10 protein-coding genes (1 of these 10 cut by a window edge) are annotated in these 17,206 nt (G+C 69.1%); all 10 read right to left on the bottom strand.

Annotated features, from left to right (window positions below):
• Positions 1 to 6: 6 nt before the first annotated feature.
• Positions 7 to 903 (bottom strand): radical SAM protein, encoded by an 897-nt coding sequence (locus AC07PZ_RS29485; RefSeq protein WP_495298798.1) that lies wholly within the window; start codon positions 901 to 903, stop codon positions 7 to 9.
• Between the two features lie 68 nt (positions 904 to 971).
• On the bottom strand, positions 972 to 1,859 hold the full coding sequence (locus AC07PZ_RS29480; RefSeq protein ID WP_495298735.1) for a hypothetical protein: 888 nt from the start codon (positions 1,857 to 1,859) through the stop codon (positions 972 to 974).
• Positions 1,856 to 2,959, bottom strand: coding sequence for a methyltransferase (locus AC07PZ_RS29475; protein ID WP_495298734.1), 1,104 nt, complete (start codon positions 2,957 to 2,959; stop codon positions 1,856 to 1,858). The genes AC07PZ_RS29480 and AC07PZ_RS29475 overlap by 4 nt, the downstream gene beginning before the upstream one ends.
• Positions 2,952 to 3,569, bottom strand: a complete 618-nt coding sequence (locus tag AC07PZ_RS29470) for a nucleoside/nucleotide kinase family protein (RefSeq protein ID WP_495298733.1) — start codon at positions 3,567 to 3,569, stop codon at positions 2,952 to 2,954. Before AC07PZ_RS29470 ends, AC07PZ_RS29475 begins: the two co-directional genes overlap by 8 nt.
• Before the next feature lie 10 nt (positions 3,570 to 3,579).
• Positions 3,580 to 4,461: an efflux RND transporter periplasmic adaptor subunit gene (locus AC07PZ_RS29465; RefSeq protein ID WP_495298732.1), complete on the bottom strand. Its 882-nt coding sequence runs from the start codon at positions 4,459 to 4,461 to the stop codon at positions 3,580 to 3,582.
• Positions 4,462 to 4,496: 35 nt separating this feature from the next.
• A complete protein-coding gene (locus tag AC07PZ_RS29460; protein WP_495298731.1) occupies positions 4,497 to 6,509 on the bottom strand; it encodes a preprotein translocase subunit SecA in 2,013 nt (670 codons plus the stop codon).
• On the bottom strand, positions 6,502 to 8,652 hold the full coding sequence (locus tag AC07PZ_RS29455; RefSeq protein ID WP_495298730.1) for a hypothetical protein: 2,151 nt from the start codon (positions 8,650 to 8,652) through the stop codon (positions 6,502 to 6,504). Before AC07PZ_RS29455 ends, AC07PZ_RS29460 begins: the two co-directional genes overlap by 8 nt.
• 7 nt (positions 8,653 to 8,659) lie before the next feature.
• Positions 8,660 to 10,474 carry a GAF domain-containing protein gene (locus tag AC07PZ_RS29450; protein WP_495298729.1) on the bottom strand — a complete coding sequence of 605 codons (1,815 nt, stop codon included), beginning with the start codon at positions 10,472 to 10,474 and terminating at the stop codon, positions 8,660 to 8,662.
• On the bottom strand, positions 10,471 to 10,794 hold the full coding sequence (locus AC07PZ_RS29445) for a DUF3467 domain-containing protein (RefSeq protein WP_495298728.1): 324 nt from the start codon (positions 10,792 to 10,794) through the stop codon (positions 10,471 to 10,473). Before AC07PZ_RS29445 ends, AC07PZ_RS29450 begins: the two co-directional genes overlap by 4 nt.
• A gap of 39 nt (positions 10,795 to 10,833) precedes the next feature.
• On the bottom strand, positions 10,834 to 17,206 hold the end of the coding sequence (locus tag AC07PZ_RS29440) for a DUF4347 domain-containing protein (protein ID WP_495298727.1). The gene runs 23,354 nt beyond the window's last position; 6,373 of the gene's 29,727 nt are visible here — the last part of the coding sequence; the start codon falls outside the window, past its right edge; its stop codon occupies positions 10,834 to 10,836.

Below are 17,206 nucleotides of genomic sequence, written 5' to 3'. Positions count from 1 at the left end.
TCGGCTCTATCCCCTCGGCAACACTGCAGACTGCGCACGAACCCCACCCGATAGCGGCGAAAGCTCCCGCTCATGCCAGCCGAACTTCTTGATGTAGGCCGTGTTGAGCCCCAGGCATTGCTTCGAGGCACACCGGGCGCGGTGGGCGCACTGGTAGAAGCCGTTGCGCATGAACTCCACCCAGAACGCATCGTCGATGTAGAGCTCCGGCTGGTCGTTGTGCAGCATCGCACCATCGCTGCCCAGCAGGCATTCCGGGAAGTTCTTGACCTCGATGCCGCGCCCCGAAACACGGGCATCTCCGATGGCCTGCTTCAGGTAAGGCAGCGCCGCCATGTGCGATGCGACGAGCCCCTTGTCATCCTGCTCGCTCATCGGAAAGTAGAACCAGAACTCCATCTGGGCCAGCTGCCTGAGGTGCGCGAGCCGCGCAACGAGCGCCGGCAACTGGCGGTAGCTGCGCTCTGTCACCACGGTGTTGGTGATGGTCACGACGCCCGGCGTGCGGTCGAGGATCTCCAGGCCGCGCAGCGTCTTGTCGAAGGAACCGCGCACCGTGGTGATGCCGTCGTGCGTCTCGGCATCGGCGGCGGCCACGCTGATGAAGAATTCGTTGACGCCGGCCTCGACCAGTTCGGTGCAGTAGTCCTCGCTGCCCAGCCGCATGCCGTGCGTCTGGATGCGGATCTTCTCGAAGCCCGAACTGCGCGCCATATGGACCCATTCGGGCAGGTCGCGGTGGAGGGTGATCTCCGAGCCCGTGAGGATCAGGCCCTTCCACTTGCGGTGCATCAGGTTGGTGGCGCACAGCGCCTGCAACTGCGCCTGGGTCTGCGGTGCCAGCCGGTCCATGGTGTCTTCGATCATGCAATGGACGCACTTCAGATTGCATCTGAATTCCATCGTCATCGAGACGTATTGCGTGTGGTCGAAAACACCCATGGGGTCTTGTCCTGTGCAGTTCTGTGCGTCTAGAACGCGCCGTAGTATGCGCTCTTGATCACCTTCAGCCGGCCGTCTTCCATGCGGTAGTCGATGCCGACGTCGTAGAGCAGATGGTTCAGTTCGGCCCGGTGCTTTTCCGCGAATTCGATCTGCGCCGCCGGGAAGCCCATCCGGCGCAGGAAGAACAGCAACTGGTCGATGGTGATGCGCGAAAAATAGACGCCGTCGTGGTGCCGCTTGTTGGCGACGACGATGGTCTGGCATCGGCGCAACTCCGGCCACAGCACCGTGTCGATGTCGAAATGCGCGAGGTCGAGATAGGCGGACGAGCGCACCTTGTCGACGATCTCGCGGATCTGCGTGCGCGCGTCGAAGAAGAAGTAGAAGTTCTTCATCGTCACCGCCCTCGGCGTCACCTCGTAGCAGATGCCGGACGACACCGTGCTGCCCACGTTGCCGATGTACATCTGCAGCGCTTCCAGCGGGCGCCCTTCGTCGAGCACGGCACGGTCGAGGTCGATCGAGAACATGAAGTAGTCGCGCGCCTCGTTGATCGACAAAGGCGACGCGACCCAGGGCCGGATGACCTCCAGCAGCCGGGTGACCGAGCGGCTGCGCTGTCGGCGCGCGTAGTCGTAGACATAGAGTTCCCAGCTGATGCCGCCCGCACTCCCCTCCTCCCGCTTGACGCCCCAGACGGTGCGTTGCGGACCGAAGGCCCGGCGCACCGCCGCGATGAGTTCGGCCGCACGAGGCCCCATGTTCTCGCTCGCCAGGCTGTTGTGGAGCAGGTTGATCGATCGCAGCTTGCCCTCGGCCGGCGATGGCGGCGTGTACGCCCACAGGCAGTAGTCGACCTGGAGCTCGCCGGCCTCGACCCGCTCCAGCGGCAGCGGTGTGTGGAATGCGGTCATGGCCTTGGCCGCGTAGCGGTGATGAGGATGAAGGGCATGTCGAGCAGCACCTCGGTGATGGTGATCGATCGGAAGCCAAGCGCCGACAACTGTGCGCCATAAGCCTGCGGCGCGCGGTACGAGCGGAAGAACAGCATCAGCGGCAGCTGGCCGAAAGGCAGCGGCAGTGCGCGCGTGTCGTCCGCGAGCTGCCGGCGCTCGAAGATCAGCAGCATGCCGCCCGGTGCCAACGCGTCGTGCGCCCTGCGCAAAAAGTCCGCCATCTCGGCATCCGGCCAGTCGTGCAGCATGGACTTGAAGGTGATCAGGTCATGGCCTCCGGGCAGCGCCGGTGCTGCAGGATCGCGCCGGACGAAACGGATGCGCGCGCCCTCGCCCGCCTCGGCCGCGCGGGCCACATGCGCGGCGCCGATGTCGCAGACCACCGGCAGGTCGTACACGGTGGCTTCGAGCGCCGTGTGCGCGCGGCACAGCCGCAGCGCGAACTCGCCGCTGTTGCCGCCCACGTCGAGCATCCGGCGGTGGCGCGAGAAGTCATGCACGGCCATGCAGGCGGCCGCCTCGTAGCGCGTCAACGCGGTGGTCAGCCGCATCCAGCGCGCCGTCCTTGCGAGGTTGTCGGGCGTCGACGCCAGCGCGTGCTGGTAGGAAAACAGCTTGAAGATGCGGGCCTGCTCGGCGAAGCGCGCCGGCGCCATGAGCAGGGTCGTCAGCGACTGCACGAAGTCGGGGGCGACGAGCTTGGCGAAGTACAGCTTGGCTTCGAGGATGTCGCGAAAAGCGAGCGCCGCGCGGAACGCCGGCGTCAGCGTCGGTGCATCGGGTTCGCCGCCGACCACCCCATTGGCACGCAAGAGCCCAAGCAGGAATTGCAGGCCGCGTGCATCGAGCGCCAATGCGTCGCGCAGGCCGGCCACGCCGCTGGAAGGATGCTCGGCGAGGTGGTCCACCACGCCGGTCTCGAAAGCGGTCGACAGCGCCGTCGCGCCCGCCATGTCGGCCATGAAGGCGTCCACGCACAGGTACGCGCGTGCCTGGGCCAATGCCTCGGTCGGCAGCGCAAGTCGTGCATCCATGGCGTCCATGCGTACCTCAGCCATGGCGCTGCGCCATGAAGGCCATGACCTGCCCGACCAGCGTGCCGACGTCGTGCCGCCCGTCCAGCACCAGATCGGCCTGCGGCCGCACCGACTGCCGCTGCGCCTGCAGCACACCATGCAGCACGGCGGCGTAGTGCGACAGGTAGTCGTTCAGCCAGGCCACGCCGTTGCGCATCTCGGTTGCGTTGCGCTGCAACAGCCCGCCGCAGATGTCGCGCACGCGTCGCGCCAGGGCGATGTCCAGCGGCACGTCGACCCAGACCAGCAGGTCGATGTCCGCCGCGGTGGCCGTCCAGGCGCGGCCCAGCGGCATCTCGAAGACGATGGGCACCGGCACCGCATCGCTGCGGGCGCGCAGCACGCGCAATGCATCGGCGAGGCCCGGCGCCTGCAAGCGGTCGAAATCGGCGCCCTCGGCCAGCCAGGCTCCGAGCGCGCCCACCGATTGCCGGGTGGCGTTCTCGTAGTCGTCGAAGCGCAGGGTCGGCGCTCCGCCCAGCGCTGCAGCCAGGCCGTCGACCAGCGCCGACTTGCCGCCGCCGATCGGTGCAGCCACGGCGACCACGCGCCACGGTGGCCGGGTCGGACGCTGGGGCAGGGAATCGACCACGGCCGCGAACCTATTTGCCGAAGCGCACGTTGCAGCGCATGCCCGCCGGAATCCGGTTGCCGGGGTTCGGCAGCTCGAGCCGCACGCCGAAGGTGCCGCTGGCGGCATCGATCACGCGGTCCACCACCTTGACGGTGGCGATGTAGCTGCCGCCCATCATGGCGCCGAGCTGCACCGTACCCTTCATGCCGGTGCCGATGGCGCCGAACAGCTCCACCGGCACGATCACCTCGACGTGCAGCGGATCGATCTGCGCCAGCTTGAGGATCTTCTCCTGCGAGACATGGTCGCCCGGCGACAGGAAGCGTTCGACGACCACGCCGTTGAGCGGGCTCGTGATGGTGCGCAGGGCAAGGATCTCTTCCTGCTGCTTGCGCTCCAGCGTGGCCAGCCGGGTCTGTGTTTCCAGTTCGTCCTTCTCGCTGGCGGAAATCAGTTCCTTCTTGTAGAGGTCCTCGTTGCGCTGCACCTTGCGCTGTCCGAAGGCTTCCTGCGCCGCGCGCAGCGTGACCGTCGCGCTCTCCACGGAGGAATTCAGGCGCGCCACCACCTGGCCCTTGCGCACGTTGGCGCCGCGGTCGACCAGCACCTGGCTCAGTGTCCCTTCGACCGGGCTGCCGACGTTGGCGACCAGCGAAGGTTCGAGCAGGCATTCCATGTCGTCGCCGATCTTCTTGCTGCGATTGCCGCTCAGCGGCACGGCGGCCACCGGTGTGGCGGCCGGGTTGCCACCGGCCGCGGGTTGCCGGGCGCCCGGCAGGAGATTGGGCACCGGCGCCGGCACGGCCATGACGGCCGGCGGCTTGTCGGCGGCCATCGCAGCCGTGCAGGCGACGGCGAGCCCGGCCATGGCCAGCAGGGTCGCGACGCGGCGGGAACGAAGGTGATGCATGGTGTCTTTCTTGAATCTTGATCGGCGCGGCGCGGTTATTCCGCGCGGCCGGAGAACGACAGGATGTCGCCCATCTGGCGGTCGGACTTGAGCAGTCCTTTGCGCATGCGCGACTGCAGGCGCTCGGTGCGCCGCTGCAGGCGCCGCATCCAGCGCGCATAGATGGTGTCCTTGCGCGCGCTCCACGCGGCCGCGAGCCGGCGCACGGCCATGCCCGGCATGCCATGCGCGTGCGGCGCGACCAGCGCGTCCTGCAGCGACAGGATCGCCTCGACGTGGCCCGGGTCGCCCTGGCGCGCACAGCGCCCCGCGATCTGCCGGTCGATCCGGCCGGCCTCGTGGCGCTCGGTCAGGATCACGTGCAGCCCGCCCAGCGCCACCGCGTCGGGCGCGATCTTGATGTCGGTGCCACGCCCGGCCATGTTGGTGGCGATGGTGATGCGGCCGCACTGCCCGGCTTCCGCGATCACCTCGGCCTCGGCGCTGTCCTGCCTGGCGTTGAGCACCTGATGGCCGATGCCGCGCGCCGCCAGCAATGCCGCCAGCGTTTCCGACGACACCACCGAGCGCGTGCCGACGAGGACCGGGGCGCCACGCCCATGGTGCTGGAGCACGCGCGCCATCACGGCGTCCCACTTCTGCGCATCGGTCTCGACCACGCGGTCGGCCAGCGTGCGGCGCCGGCTGGGCCGGTGGGTCGGCACCTTGACCACCGCCAGGCCATAGATGCCGCCCAGCTCGCCGGCCACTTCGGATGCGGTGCCGCTCATGCCGGACAGCAGCCGGTAGCGGCGAAAGAAGCGCTGGTAGCTGATGCGCGCCAGCGGCTCGCGCCGGGCCGTCACCTCGCAGCCCTCCTTCACCTCGATCAGCTGATGCAGACCCTGACCCCAGGACCGGTCGGCCATGACGCGGCCTGTGAACTCGTCGATCACCTGGATCTTTCCGTCGCGCAGCAGGTACTGCTCGTCGCGTGCGAACAGGTGCAGCGCCGTCAGCGCCTGCGAGACCAGCTCTTCGCGCCGCAGCGTCAGCGCCCAGACGCCGCCCAGCGATGCGCTCAGCTCGATCGCCTGCCGATGGCCGGACTCGCGCATCTCGATACGGCGCTCGCCGGCGATCACGTCGAAGTGCTCGCCTTCGACCAGTTGGCGTGCCAGCGCGATGGCCTGCGCGGCCAGTTGCGCCTCGCCGGGCGACGAGACCTCGGCCGAGATGATCAGCGGCGTGCCCGCCTCGTCGGCCAGCACGCTGTCGGCCTCGTCGACGATGGCATAGCTCAGCCCGCGCAACAGCAGCCGGCTGACGCGCGTCGGCTGGCCGCCCTCGCCAGCGCTTTCGCCGCCGCCGTAGATCTTCTCGAGCTTGAGGTGCAGCGAGTCGGCCTGCGCACCGAGCACGATGCGGTCGCGCAGGTAGTCGAAGACCACCGTCTTGTTGGTGCAATAGACGACGTCGCAGGCATAGGCCAGTTGCCGCTGCGCGTGCGTCATGTCGGACGTCACGGCTGCCGAACTGATGCCCAGTGCCGCATAGACCGGCCGCATCAGCGCATGGTCGCGTTCGACCAGGTAGTCGTTCACGGTGATCACGTGCACCGGCTGCCCGGCCAGTGCCGCGGTACAGGCCGGCAGCGTGGCCGTCAGCGTCTTGCCCTCGCCGGTCTCCATCTCGGCGACCATGCCCTGCAGCAGCACCCAGCCGCCGATCAGCTGCGTGTCGAAGTGCCGCATGCCGAGGATGCGGTCGGACGTCTCGCGCACCAGCGCGAAGGCATGCGCCACCAGCGCGTCCTTCAAGCCCTCGCGGCGCAATTGGCGCGTGAGCTCGCGCGCCGTTTCGCGCAGGCCGTCCGCATCGAGCGCACGCATCTCGGCCTCGAAGGGCTGCACCTGCCGCACGATGGCGCGCACCCGTTGCGGGCGCGCACGCAGCCTGCGCGCGATGCGGCCGACGACCGCATCGCCCAGCCGGTCGAGCAGCAGGTCGCCGCGGAGCTCCGGACGCTCGGGGTAGACGTCGTCGAAAGCTGCGACGCCGCTAGACATTGAAGGTCCGGAGGAACAGCCGACGGGCCGCCGCATACCACTGCAGCCCGATCGGCTCCGGCGCATGTTCGAAGCGCACGTAGACGCGGCTGCCGAGCTTGTCCATGCGGACGCCCACGGGCAGTTGCAGATCGAGCACGAACAGCTTCTGCAAGGTCTTCGGCTCGCCCTGCGCCGCCGACGGGTCCAGGCCGATCCGGCCGCCGCCCTGGAGGCTCAGCGTCATGCTGGGCAACTGGCTGGTCGCGCCCGGCACCTCGCGCAGCACCTGCGCCGGCACGATGGCCGCGGGTTGGTCGACCGGACGCACCTCGACGCGGCGGGAGCCCTGGCGGATCTTGTCCGCATTGACCTGCGGGATCACCACCCGCACCGTGGCCGGCCCGTCGTCGGTGACATAGGCCAGCAGTTCGCCGCGCTGCACGAAGCGGCCGGGCATGTTCTGCACGTCGGCCACCACGAAGGTGCCGTTGCCCGGGCTGCGCACCTCGATCTCGGCCAGCCGCTTCTGCGCCAGATCGACAGCCACCCGCGCGTGCGCCATCTGCTGCAGCAGGATGTCGGCCTGCACCCGGTTGGCGCCGAGCGCGGCGTTGTACTTGGCGCCGATCCCGGCCAGCTCGGCCTGGAGCACGGCCAGGCGGGCGATGAGTTCCGGGTCTTCGCACTGCACCAGCAAGTCGCCCTTGCGCACCTGCTGGCCGGGCGAGGCCGCCACCCGGGTGACGAAGCCGTCGACGTTGGCGCGCACCTGCGCCTCGTCGGGTGCCCACACTACGCCTTCGCTGCGGGTAAAGGACGGCGCCGGCAGCACGAACAGCAGCAGCGCCGCCACCAGCACCGCCGCGCTGCTGACCACCAGCGCCCGGCCGCGGCGCCGTTGCAGCTTCGGGCTGTTCAAGAGATAGCCCAGCTTGCGGGCCAGCGGCTGCACCAGCATGTTGTAGATCGACCAGATCGCCATCAGCACGCCGAAGACGAAGAACTTGCTCGCCACCAGCAGCACGATGGTGAACATCATGAACATCCGGTAGAAGAACGAGGTGATGCTGTAGAAGACGAACCAGCGCCGCTCGCCGGCGGCCACCACCGGCGAATGCACCTTGTCGACCGCGAACAGATACCGGTTGATCAGGTAGCCGAGATAGTCGTTGGCGCGCTGGCCAAGGTTCGGAATCTCCAGCCAGTCCGACAGGATGTAGTAGCCGTCGTAGCGCAGGAACGGATTGCCGTTGAACAGCAGCGTCGAGATGCCGGTGATCAGGATGACGTTGTAGGCCACCGCGCGGTCGGTGCCCGGCTCCAGGTAGACCCAGGCGATCATCGCGACGGCGGCGATGAACAGCTCGGTCAGCATGCCGGCGGCCCCCACGAGCATGCGCCATCGCTTGTCCTCGAAGGCCGAGGCGGACGACGCGTCGACGTACGGAATGGGCATCAGCAACAGCAGCATGACGCCCATCTCGTGCACCTCCCCGCCCCGTGCCTTGATCGCAAAGGCATGGCCGAGCTCGTGCAGGATCTTCACCAGCGGGAACAGCAGCCACATCAGCAGCACGTTCTCGACCGAGAACACGCGGTCGAGCATGCCGTCCGAGAACGCCTTCCAGTGCATCGCGGCCAGCACGATCGCCGTCAGCACCGCGCCGCACCACAGCGCCGCGCCGAACCAGCCGAACAGCGGCCGCACCCAGGGCATCAGGCGCGTCAATGCGCGGTCCGGGTCGAACAGCGGGAAGCGCAGCGACATCGGGTTGCCGATGTACTGCCTGATGCGCTGCTTCAGGTGCTTGCTGCGGCGCTCGTGTTGCTCGCGGATGTCCGGTGGCGCGTCGCTGCGCAGCACGTCGGCCCGGTGCAGGTCGGACAGCAGCTTGATGATCTCTTCCTGCGACGGCACCTCGTTGCCCAGGCGCTCGCTCGCCAGGTCCCAGATCTCCTGCATCGTGCGCTTGCCGTCCATGAGGCCGATGACCAGGTTGGCGACCGGCGTGAAGCGGTGGAAGCGTCCGCTGGCATGGTCCTGCAGCACGTACCAGATGCCGCCGCGATAGACGTGCCGATGGATCTGCGCATGGCTGCGCAGCCGCGGGCGCACGTGCGCCACCCGGTACCACGATTCGCTGTAGAGGGACTCGGCCATGCGGCGCCTACACCCAGGACCAGAACGCCAGGCGGAACCAGTCCAGCATCTTGTGCGTCCACTGCCAGATCAGCTTGCGCTCGCCCACGTCGATCTTGCCGACGCCTTCCATGCCGGGGCGCAGCCGGTCGCTCGCCTGGCCGACCGCCGCCTCGACACGGAAGAAGGTGCGGCCTTCGTGCGAGGTGGTCACCGGCGTCAGGTGTCCGATGGCCAGCGGAAAGACCTCGCCCGGCAGCGAACTGAGCATCAGCTCGCCCGGCAGTCCTTCGCGCACGTCGGCGATGTCGCTCTCGTCGACTTCGAGGATGACGCGGTATTCGTTCAGCGGCGCGATCTCGAAGAGCGTCTGGCCGCGTTTCACCGCGCCGCCCAGCGACTGCGACAGATCGCCGCTGACCACGATGCCGTCGAACGGCGCCGTGATGCTGGCCCGCGCGATCTGCTCGCCCAGCAGCGCCATCTGCGCCTTGGCCTGCTCCACCTGCGTGAGCGTGACGTTGACCTGCACGCGGTCCGACTTGGCCAGCGCCTCCTGGTACTGGTTGGCGTACTGGTCGGCCTGGCTGGCCCAGCGCAGGTATTCGAGCTGCAGGTCGCGCCGGTCGAGCGTGGCCAGCACGGCGCCGGCCTTGACCACGTCGCCCGCGCGTTGGCCGGCCGTCTCGATGTAGCCGTCGTAAGGCACCACCAGCACCCGGCGCACCGCGCCCTCCAGCGAGGCGTTGGCGCCCACGTGATAGCGGCTGCCGGCCACGCAGAAGAAGACCACCAGCAGCAAGGTCATGGCGGCGGCCAGCTTGCGCCCGAAGTAGCGCGGCCCGATGAAGCGCGCGAGCTGTTCGCGTGCGAGGTCCGCGAGGCGTGCAACCAGCAGGCGGTCGTTCAGCCGCTTTTCTTCCAGCACGCGGCTGCACAGGGCCACGACCGCCTGGCACAGCTCGACCTCCTGCGGCAGGAAAGGCCGGTCGCCCGGGCGCTCGAAGGTGAAGGCGCCACAGATGCCTTCGACCGTCACGAAAGGCACCGTCAGGATGCAGTCGCTCCCATGCTGGCGGGCCAGCGCCGCATGGTCGCGGACCACCAGCGCCTGCGCGGCCGGTGCGGGCATCCGGAGCGGCGATTTCTGGTCGATCGCCTCGTCCATCGCGCTGCCGATCGCGCGGATCAGGTCCATGCGCTGGCCGATCTGCGCGGTGTGCGACACGGCGTCGATCCGCGTGTGCGTGCGGCGGCGAAAGCCCACGCTCACGCGGTCGCAATCGAGCCGGATCGCCAGCTCGGTCACCAGCGCGTGCGCGGCGGCCGAGAACTTCTGCTCGGCCATCGCGGAGGCGACCAGGTCCAGCGTGGACATCAGGCGCTCGCGCGTGGCCTGCTCGTGCAGCGACTGCCGGCGCAGCAAGGCCGCCTCGATGCCCTGCACGCCCCACTGCAGTTGCCGGATGGCCTGCTGGACGGCAGCGTCGCCGCGCGTGGCGGCCTGCAGCGCAACCAGCCCGTGCAGGTGCGTGCCCAGCATGATCGGGTAGGCGATGGCGGACTCGCCGTCGCGCTGCAACGCCGTCGGCTGACGGGCTTCCAGCGCCAGATCGGCCACCTCTGCCAGAAGCTCGGTGGCGGCACGCCCGACCGGCCAGAACGCAGCCGGCAGGAACGGGCCGGTGTCGGGCGGGCCGAGCACCAGCACCGCCTGCGTGGCACCGTCGATCTGCCCGGCCTGCAGCGCGAGCCAGGTGGCATTGAACTGCTGCGGGTCGGCCACCACGGCATCGGTCGCCGTGGCGTCGGCCAGGCGATTCCAGAGCGCCTGCGACGTCATGCCGGCGGGATGGCGCCGAAACGCTGCTCGTAGTCTTCGACGCCTCGGGCCAGCGTCTGGGCCAGGCGCTTGGCGGCGAAAGGCGTCAATGCGATGCGGTGCGACAGCGCGGGGCCGGCTGCGTCTCCGGCGGACGATGCCGGTCGGCGACCGAACAGGAGCGTGATCACGGCGTCGGTGCCGCTCACCTCGCACAACGTCGCCGGCACGCCGTGGGGCGCCGCGTCGTCCCATCGCGGCGCGATCGGGACGCTGCTGGCGACCGGCGCGACCGGCGAAGTGGGCACAGCGGCCACGCCGTTGCTGTCATTCTTCAACATGCTCTGTCGTTCCTGTTCGATGTCTCTGGGTGCGGATTGTCAGGGGGTCGTCTCCGTTTCTTCGCTGGCGGCGGCGTCCCACTGGACCGCCGGCGCGCCGCGCGCACGGCCCGTCGCGGCGCCCGCATCCGCATCCAGCCACTGGCCGGTGCGCAGGTCGAAGCGCATCGCGGCGCCCTTGGCCGGCGACTTGCCACGGATCTTCCAGGCACCGGCGCCGACCAGGCCGGCCATTGCGATGTCGCCGAGCGATGTGGATGTGGATGCCGACATGGCCGCCTCTTCGGCGACGCCCGCATCGCCGCCGACCGCGGGGCCAGCGGGACGCGGCGCCACCAGCGCCGCAGCGGACGCCCCTCTGCCGACGGGGCCCATGACCGCGCCGCCTTCGGTGGCCGGCACGTCCGGCAGCGGCGGCACCATCGGGCCTTCGCCCGGGCCGGCGTTCTCGGCTTCGGCGGCTGCACGGTTCGCCGCCATCTGCGCGTCGTCGGCCGCGCCCTGGCTCGAAACCAGTTCCGTCGGCCGCAGGCTGAACTCGACCGCGGCACCGGCCTGCAGCTGCGGCGCGGCGATGCTGGCGAGCAGCTCGGTCATGCGTGCCTGCATCGACGGGCTGCCGACCTCGGCATCGGGCTCGCGACCCGCGTCGAACAGCGGCGTGTAGACCACGTCCTGCGCACGCGCGATCAGGTCGGGCGAATTCCCGGCCCAGCCGAAGCGCACCAGCGACACCGCCTTGTTGCCTTCGAAGGTGATGGCCGCGTAGTCGCCGGCCATCACATCGTTGGTGAACGAGCCATACAGCAGGTCGCTGCCGACGCCGCCGAACAGGATGCTCAGGTTGTTGCCGCCATGCAGGATGTCGTTGCCGCCCTGGTAGAGGTCGATGGTCTGGGCCAGCGCCACCCGGCCGTTCTCGTACAGCACCTGCGCGTTGTCGCCGATCACGATGTTGAAGCCGTCGCTGCCGAACAGCTCGTCGTTGCCGTTGCCGCCGAACAGGACGTCGTCGCCATGGCCGGACTCGACCCGGTCGTCGCCGCCGAGCTGCGGCTGCGTCGTGACGATTTCGACGTAGGCGCCGCTGGCGTTGCGCGTGATCTCGCCGTTGTCGCCCAGCATGACGTTGCCGCCGTCACCGGCCTGGAGATCGTCGTTGCCGATGCCGCCGATCACCACGTCGCGGCCGTTGCCGGCCACCACGCGGTCGTTGCCGCCGACTGCCGTGTTGGTGCTGACCATGTCGCGCACGGTGCCGGCGTCGTCGATGGTCAGGCGGCCGTTGTCGCCGAAGACCACGCTGTCGCCATCGCGCAGGCGGATCACGTCGCTGCCATAGCCGCCGAGCACGACCTTCGGGCCGTCCTGCGACACGATGGTGTCGTCACCGCCGCTCGCTGCCACGTCGTCGAAGGACTCGATCAGCGTCGCGCTGCCGGTGGCATTGAGCACGACGCGGCCGTTGTCGCCCAGCAGGATGTCGTGGCCGTCGACCGTGCGGATGCTGTCGTTGCCGACGCCGCCCAGCACGACGTGCGTGCCGCTGCCGGCCTCGATGATGTCGTCGCCGCCCAGGCCGGCCAGGTAGTCGGTCGTCTCGATCAGCTGCGCCACATGGCCCGCGGCGTCGAAGATCACATGGCCGTCGTCGCCCAGCAGGATCGCGTTGCCGTTCCCGATCCGGATGATGTCGTGGCCCACGCCGCCGATGACGAACTTGTCGCCATCGAGCGCCGTGATGACGTCGTCGCCACCGCTGGCCTTCGTGTCGACGCTGGAATCCATCGCCGTCACGCGGCCCGCCGCGTTCAGCACGATGCTGCCGTTGTCGCCCAGGATGTAGTCCCGGCCGTTGCCGGTCGTGAGCGTGTCCTTGCCGTAGCCGCCGATGACGAAGTGGTTGCCGTCGCCCGCCGCGACGATGTCGTCGCCACCCAGGCCGGCCAGGCCGCCCAGATAGCCGGTGCTTTCGAAGCGCTGCAGCAGTTCGCCCGCCGCATCGAAGCGCACCAGGCCGTTGTCGCCGAGCACGACGCCGTCGCCATTGCCCAGCGAGATGGTGTCGCTGCCGACGCCGCCGATCACGTTCTTGCGGCCATCGACCGAGGTGATGGTGTCCGCGCCACCGCTGGCTTCGAGGTCGCTGCTGGCGTCCAGCAGCACGGCCACGCCCTGGGCGTTGAAGCTGATCACGCCGTTGTCGCCGAAGAGCGTGTCGGTACCGGTGCCGGTCGCGATGTGGTCGCTGCCGTAGCCGCCCATGACGACGTGGTTGCCGTCGCCGGTGGCGATGACGTCGTTGCCGCCCAGTTCGGCCAGGTAGCCCGTGTTCTCGATCCGCTGCAGGACGAGGCCCGCCGCATCGAACGCCACGGTGCCGTTGTCACCCAGGACGACGCCGTTGCCGTTGCCCGCGGTGACGCTGTCCGCGCCGACGCCCGCAATCACCAGCTTGTCGCCGTTCGATGCCTGGATGGTGTCGTCGCCGCCGCTGGCCTGCGTGTCGACGCTGGAATCCATCGCCGTCACGCGGCCGGCTGCATTCAGCACGATGCTGCCGTTGTCGCCCAGGATGTAGTCCCGGCCGTTGCCGGTCGTGAGCGTGTCCTTGCCGTAGCCGCCGATCACGAAGTGGTTGCCGTCGCCCGCTGTGACGATGTCGTCGCCGCCGAGGCCGGCGAGGTAGCCGGTGCTTTCGATGCGCCGGATTAGCGCCCCGGCCGCGTCGAAGCTCACCAGGCCGTTGTCGCCGAGGATGACCGCGTTGCCGTTGCCCACGGTGATGCGGTCGCCGCCCACGCCGCCGATCACGTTCTTGTCGCCGTCGGCAGCCACGATGGTGTCGGCACCGCCGCTGGCCTCGAGGTCGCTGCGGGCGTCCAGCGCCACGGCCACGCCCTGGGCGTTGAAGCTGATCACGCCGTTGTCGCCGAAGACCGTGTCGACGCCGCTGCCGGTCGTGATCGTGTCGTTGCCGTAGCCGCCCAGCACGACGTGGTTCCCATTGCCGGCCGTGATGCTGTCGTTGCCGCCGAGGCCGGCCAGGTAGCCGGTGCTCTCGATCGTCTGCAGCATGGCACCGGTCGCGTCCAGCGTCACGATGCCGTTGTCGCCGATGAAGGTGCCGTTGCCGTTGCCCGCACGGATGCCGTCCGCGCCCACGCCGCCGATGACGGTCTTGTCGCCGTTGCCGACGACGATGGTGTCCGCGCCGCCGCTGGCTTCCACGTCGCTGCTGGCGTCGAGCTTGACGGCCACGCCCTGCGCGTTGAAGGTCACCGTGGCGTTGTCGCCGAACACGATGTCCGTGCCGTTGCCGGTCGTGACCGCGTCGCTCCCGAAGCCGCCGATGACGAGGTGGTCGCCATTGCCCGTCACGACGGTGTCGTTGCCGCCCAGGCCACCTTGCAGGGCAGGCACGGCCGGAACCGTGAGGTAGTCGTCGCTCGCGATTTCCAGCGCGAAGCTGGCGGTCGGGTCGAGCTGCACGTGGCCGTTGTCCCCGATGACGATGCCGGTGGTCGTCGCGCCCTCGCCCATCCGGATGGTGTCGCCGCCCACGCCGCCGAAGACGAGCTTGTCGCCGCTGCCGGTCGTGATGACGTCGGCACCGCCGCTGCCTTCCTTCGTGTCGGTCGTGCGCAGCAGCGACGCGAGGCCGGTGGCGCCGAAGACGATCTTCCCGTTGTCGCCGAACACCGTGTCGGTGCTGCCGCCGCTGGTCGTGATGCTGTCGCCGCCCACGCCACCGAACAGGATGTTGCGTGCCGCCGTGCTCGCGATGGTGTCGCCCGCGCCCAGGAGCGCGTCGTAATCGACCGTCTCGATCGACACCAGACGGACGGCGTCCGCGCTGAAGACGACCTTTCCGTTGTCGCCGACCACGATGGCGGATGCGCCGCCCAGGGTGATCTTGTCCGCACCCAGGCCGCCGATGACGATGTTGCTGCCCGACAGGTCGAGCAGGGTGTCGTTGCCGCCGGCCGCATCGCCGAAGCTCGCCACCTGCACGACCTTGCCGCTGTCGACCAGCCGGTGCGTGCCGGCGATCTGGGTGATCACGCCGTGGTCGCCGATCACGATGTCGTCGCCATCGCCGCCGTCGATCGTGTCCTTGCCCACGGCCAGGCCATCGCGCGTGGCCAGCGTGTCGCCGGCGCTGGCGGCGTTGACCACCGTCAGCATGTCGGGCGAGGCGATGTCGTAGCGCTTCGACAGGTCGATGTTGAAGCCGCTGTCGCCATACAGATGGTCGTCGCCGCCCATGCCGTAGATCGTGTCGTCGCCCGACCCGCCGGCGATCTGGTCGGCGAACTCGCTGCCGTGGATCGTGTCGTTGCCCTGGCCGCCGTAGATCGTCACGCCGCCACCCGCGCCGCGCGCATCGATGACGTCGTTGCCGAAGTTGCTGAACGTGCGTCCATTGCCGGTCAGGGCCGTGACGGTGGCGTCGTAGAAGCTGCCGTCCTGGCTGGTGTCGCCGAACAGCACCAGCGGCGCGTTGCCGCCGGCGCCATCGACGACCGTCAGATGGTCGTCGCCACCACCGCCCTGCACCACCGTCACGGCGCCTGCCACCGTGTGCGACACGGTGAAGGTGTCGTTGCCCTGGCCCAGCAGCACGTCCACGACCTCGAAGCCGTGGAAGGTGATGCCGCCGTCGAATCGCCGCACGTCGGGCGTGCCGGCCGTGCCGAAGTTCAGCGCGATGCCGGTGCCCATGTTCAGGCCGCTCAGGTTGCCGTAATCGGCCAGGTTCACGTCCGCTACGTCGATGCCGACCAGCGCCGCGATGCCGGAGGCCTGCGTCGCGGCACCGAGCGTGCCGGTGTCGGCGTCGACGCTGCCGTCGTTGAAGATGTTCAGCGTGTCGGTGTTGCTGCTCTCGGCGTTCTGCAACTGGAGGACCGGCAGGTCGGTGTCGGACTCCGTCGGCAGCATGACCGCCTGCCGCAGCGACCGGTCGCGGCCTTCGACAGTGCTGCCTTCGACGAAGAGCGAGCCCTTGACCGATGCCACCACGTGCGCCTGCTGCGGATAGACCTGCACGGGCACGGTGCCGACGTCGGTGCCGGCGTTCGGGTTGAGCGACACCTTGACCTTGAAGGGCGTGGCCCAGTCGGCGACACCGAAGGTCACGGTCGCGACGCCGTTGGCATCGAGCGAGAAGCGCGGGTCGCCGTCGTAGCTGGTCAGCAGCGTCTTGCCGTCCGGCAGGAGCTTGATCACCACCGGCGCCGTCGGTGGCTTGGTCAGCGCGATCGTGTACGACTCGTCGCTGGTCGCCGAGACCACGGTGCTGCCTTCGGACTGCGTGATCACCACGCCGCCGATGTCGTTGTCGCGCACATCGACCGTCAGGTCCTGCGGCTGCACCGCCGCATAGGCGCAGCCGTTGCCGCCGTCCACGCTGGTCACGGTGTGGGTGACGACGACGTCGGTGCGGTTCTCGGGCACCGCGTCGTCCACCGCGGTCACGCGGATGTCGAACACGCTCTGCCAGTTGCCGCTGTCGAAGGTCAGCGTGCCGGCCTGCACGTCCAGGCGCGCGGCCAGTGCCGGGTCGAGCGACGCGATCTGCAGCTGGGTCAGGTCGAAGCCCAGGTGCACCGTGACGATCTCGCCCGGCTTCGGCGCCTGGGTCAGCGAGATGCCGTAGCTGTCGCCCACGGCATCGCCTTCGACGGCCACCGTCGCGCCGGCCGTCTGGCGGATGACCAGGCCGGCCTGGTCGTCGTCGATCACGCGGACCTGCACGTTGGCCAGTGCGAGGTGGTCGTAGGCCGCGTTGGCGCTCTGGACCGAATGGCTCACCATCGCGACCCGTTCGCCTTCGACCGCGGCGTCGCCGACGGCGCGCACGTAGATCTTCTGGCTGCGGCCCCAGGCGTTGGCGCCGGTGCTGGCCGTCGGGTCGAAAGTCAGCACGAGCGCCTGGCTGAAGTGGATGCCGTCCAGCGAAACCTCGATGCTGGCGCCGCCCAGCGCCGCGTCCTGGCTGCTCGCCTGCGTGGCGGACACCGTCATGTAGACCAGCGCCGTGTCGGCGGGCAGCGGCACCTTGTTCATGGCCACCGTGTACCAGCTCGTGTCACTGCCGGCGGTGCCGTTTTCGAGCAGCAGCATCTCGCCGGCCGTCTGCTGGCGGATGCCGATGGCGCCGACCGCGTCGGTCACCACGTCGAGCTTGATGCCCTCCGCATAGATGCCGTCGTAGGCCGGGTCCGCGCTCGACACGCTGTGGTTGATGAAGCCGCTGGTGCCTTCCACGTCGGCCGACACGATGGTCTTCGACACGTCGCCGCCGACGTCGACCGTGTCGTTGCCCAGGCCGCCGATGATGGTCGTGACCATCGACGCGGCGGTGCTCAGCACGAAGAAATGGTCATCGCCTTCCAGGCCGTCGACC

The organism is Variovorax sp. GW821-FHT10B04 (assembly GCF_059415645.1).
This window is presented reverse-complemented; position numbering and strand designations above follow the sequence as displayed.

Bases quoted from the DNA above. Each gene is read 5' to 3' on its own strand.
- AC07PZ_RS29485 (WP_495298798.1), bottom strand. From the start codon at position 903: ATGGAATTCAGATGCAATCTGAAGTGCGTCCATTGCATGATCGAAGAC.
- AC07PZ_RS29480 (WP_495298735.1), bottom strand. From the start codon at position 1,859: ATGACCGCATTCCACACACCGCTGCCGCTGGAGCGGGTCGAGGCCGGC.
- AC07PZ_RS29475 (WP_495298734.1), bottom strand. From the start codon at position 2,959: ATGGCTGAGGTACGCATGGACGCCATGGATGCACGACTTGCGCTGCCG.
- AC07PZ_RS29465 (WP_495298732.1), bottom strand. From the start codon at position 4,461: ATGCATCACCTTCGTTCCCGCCGCGTCGCGACCCTGCTGGCCATGGCC.
- AC07PZ_RS29460 (WP_495298731.1), bottom strand. From the start codon at position 6,509: ATGTCTAGCGGCGTCGCAGCTTTCGACGACGTCTACCCCGAGCGTCCG.
- AC07PZ_RS29455 (WP_495298730.1), bottom strand. From the start codon at position 8,652: ATGGCCGAGTCCCTCTACAGCGAATCGTGGTACCGGGTGGCGCACGTG.
- AC07PZ_RS29450 (WP_495298729.1), bottom strand. From the start codon at position 10,474: ATGACGTCGCAGGCGCTCTGGAATCGCCTGGCCGACGCCACGGCGACC.
- AC07PZ_RS29445 (WP_495298728.1), bottom strand. From the start codon at position 10,794: ATGTTGAAGAATGACAGCAACGGCGTGGCCGCTGTGCCCACTTCGCCG.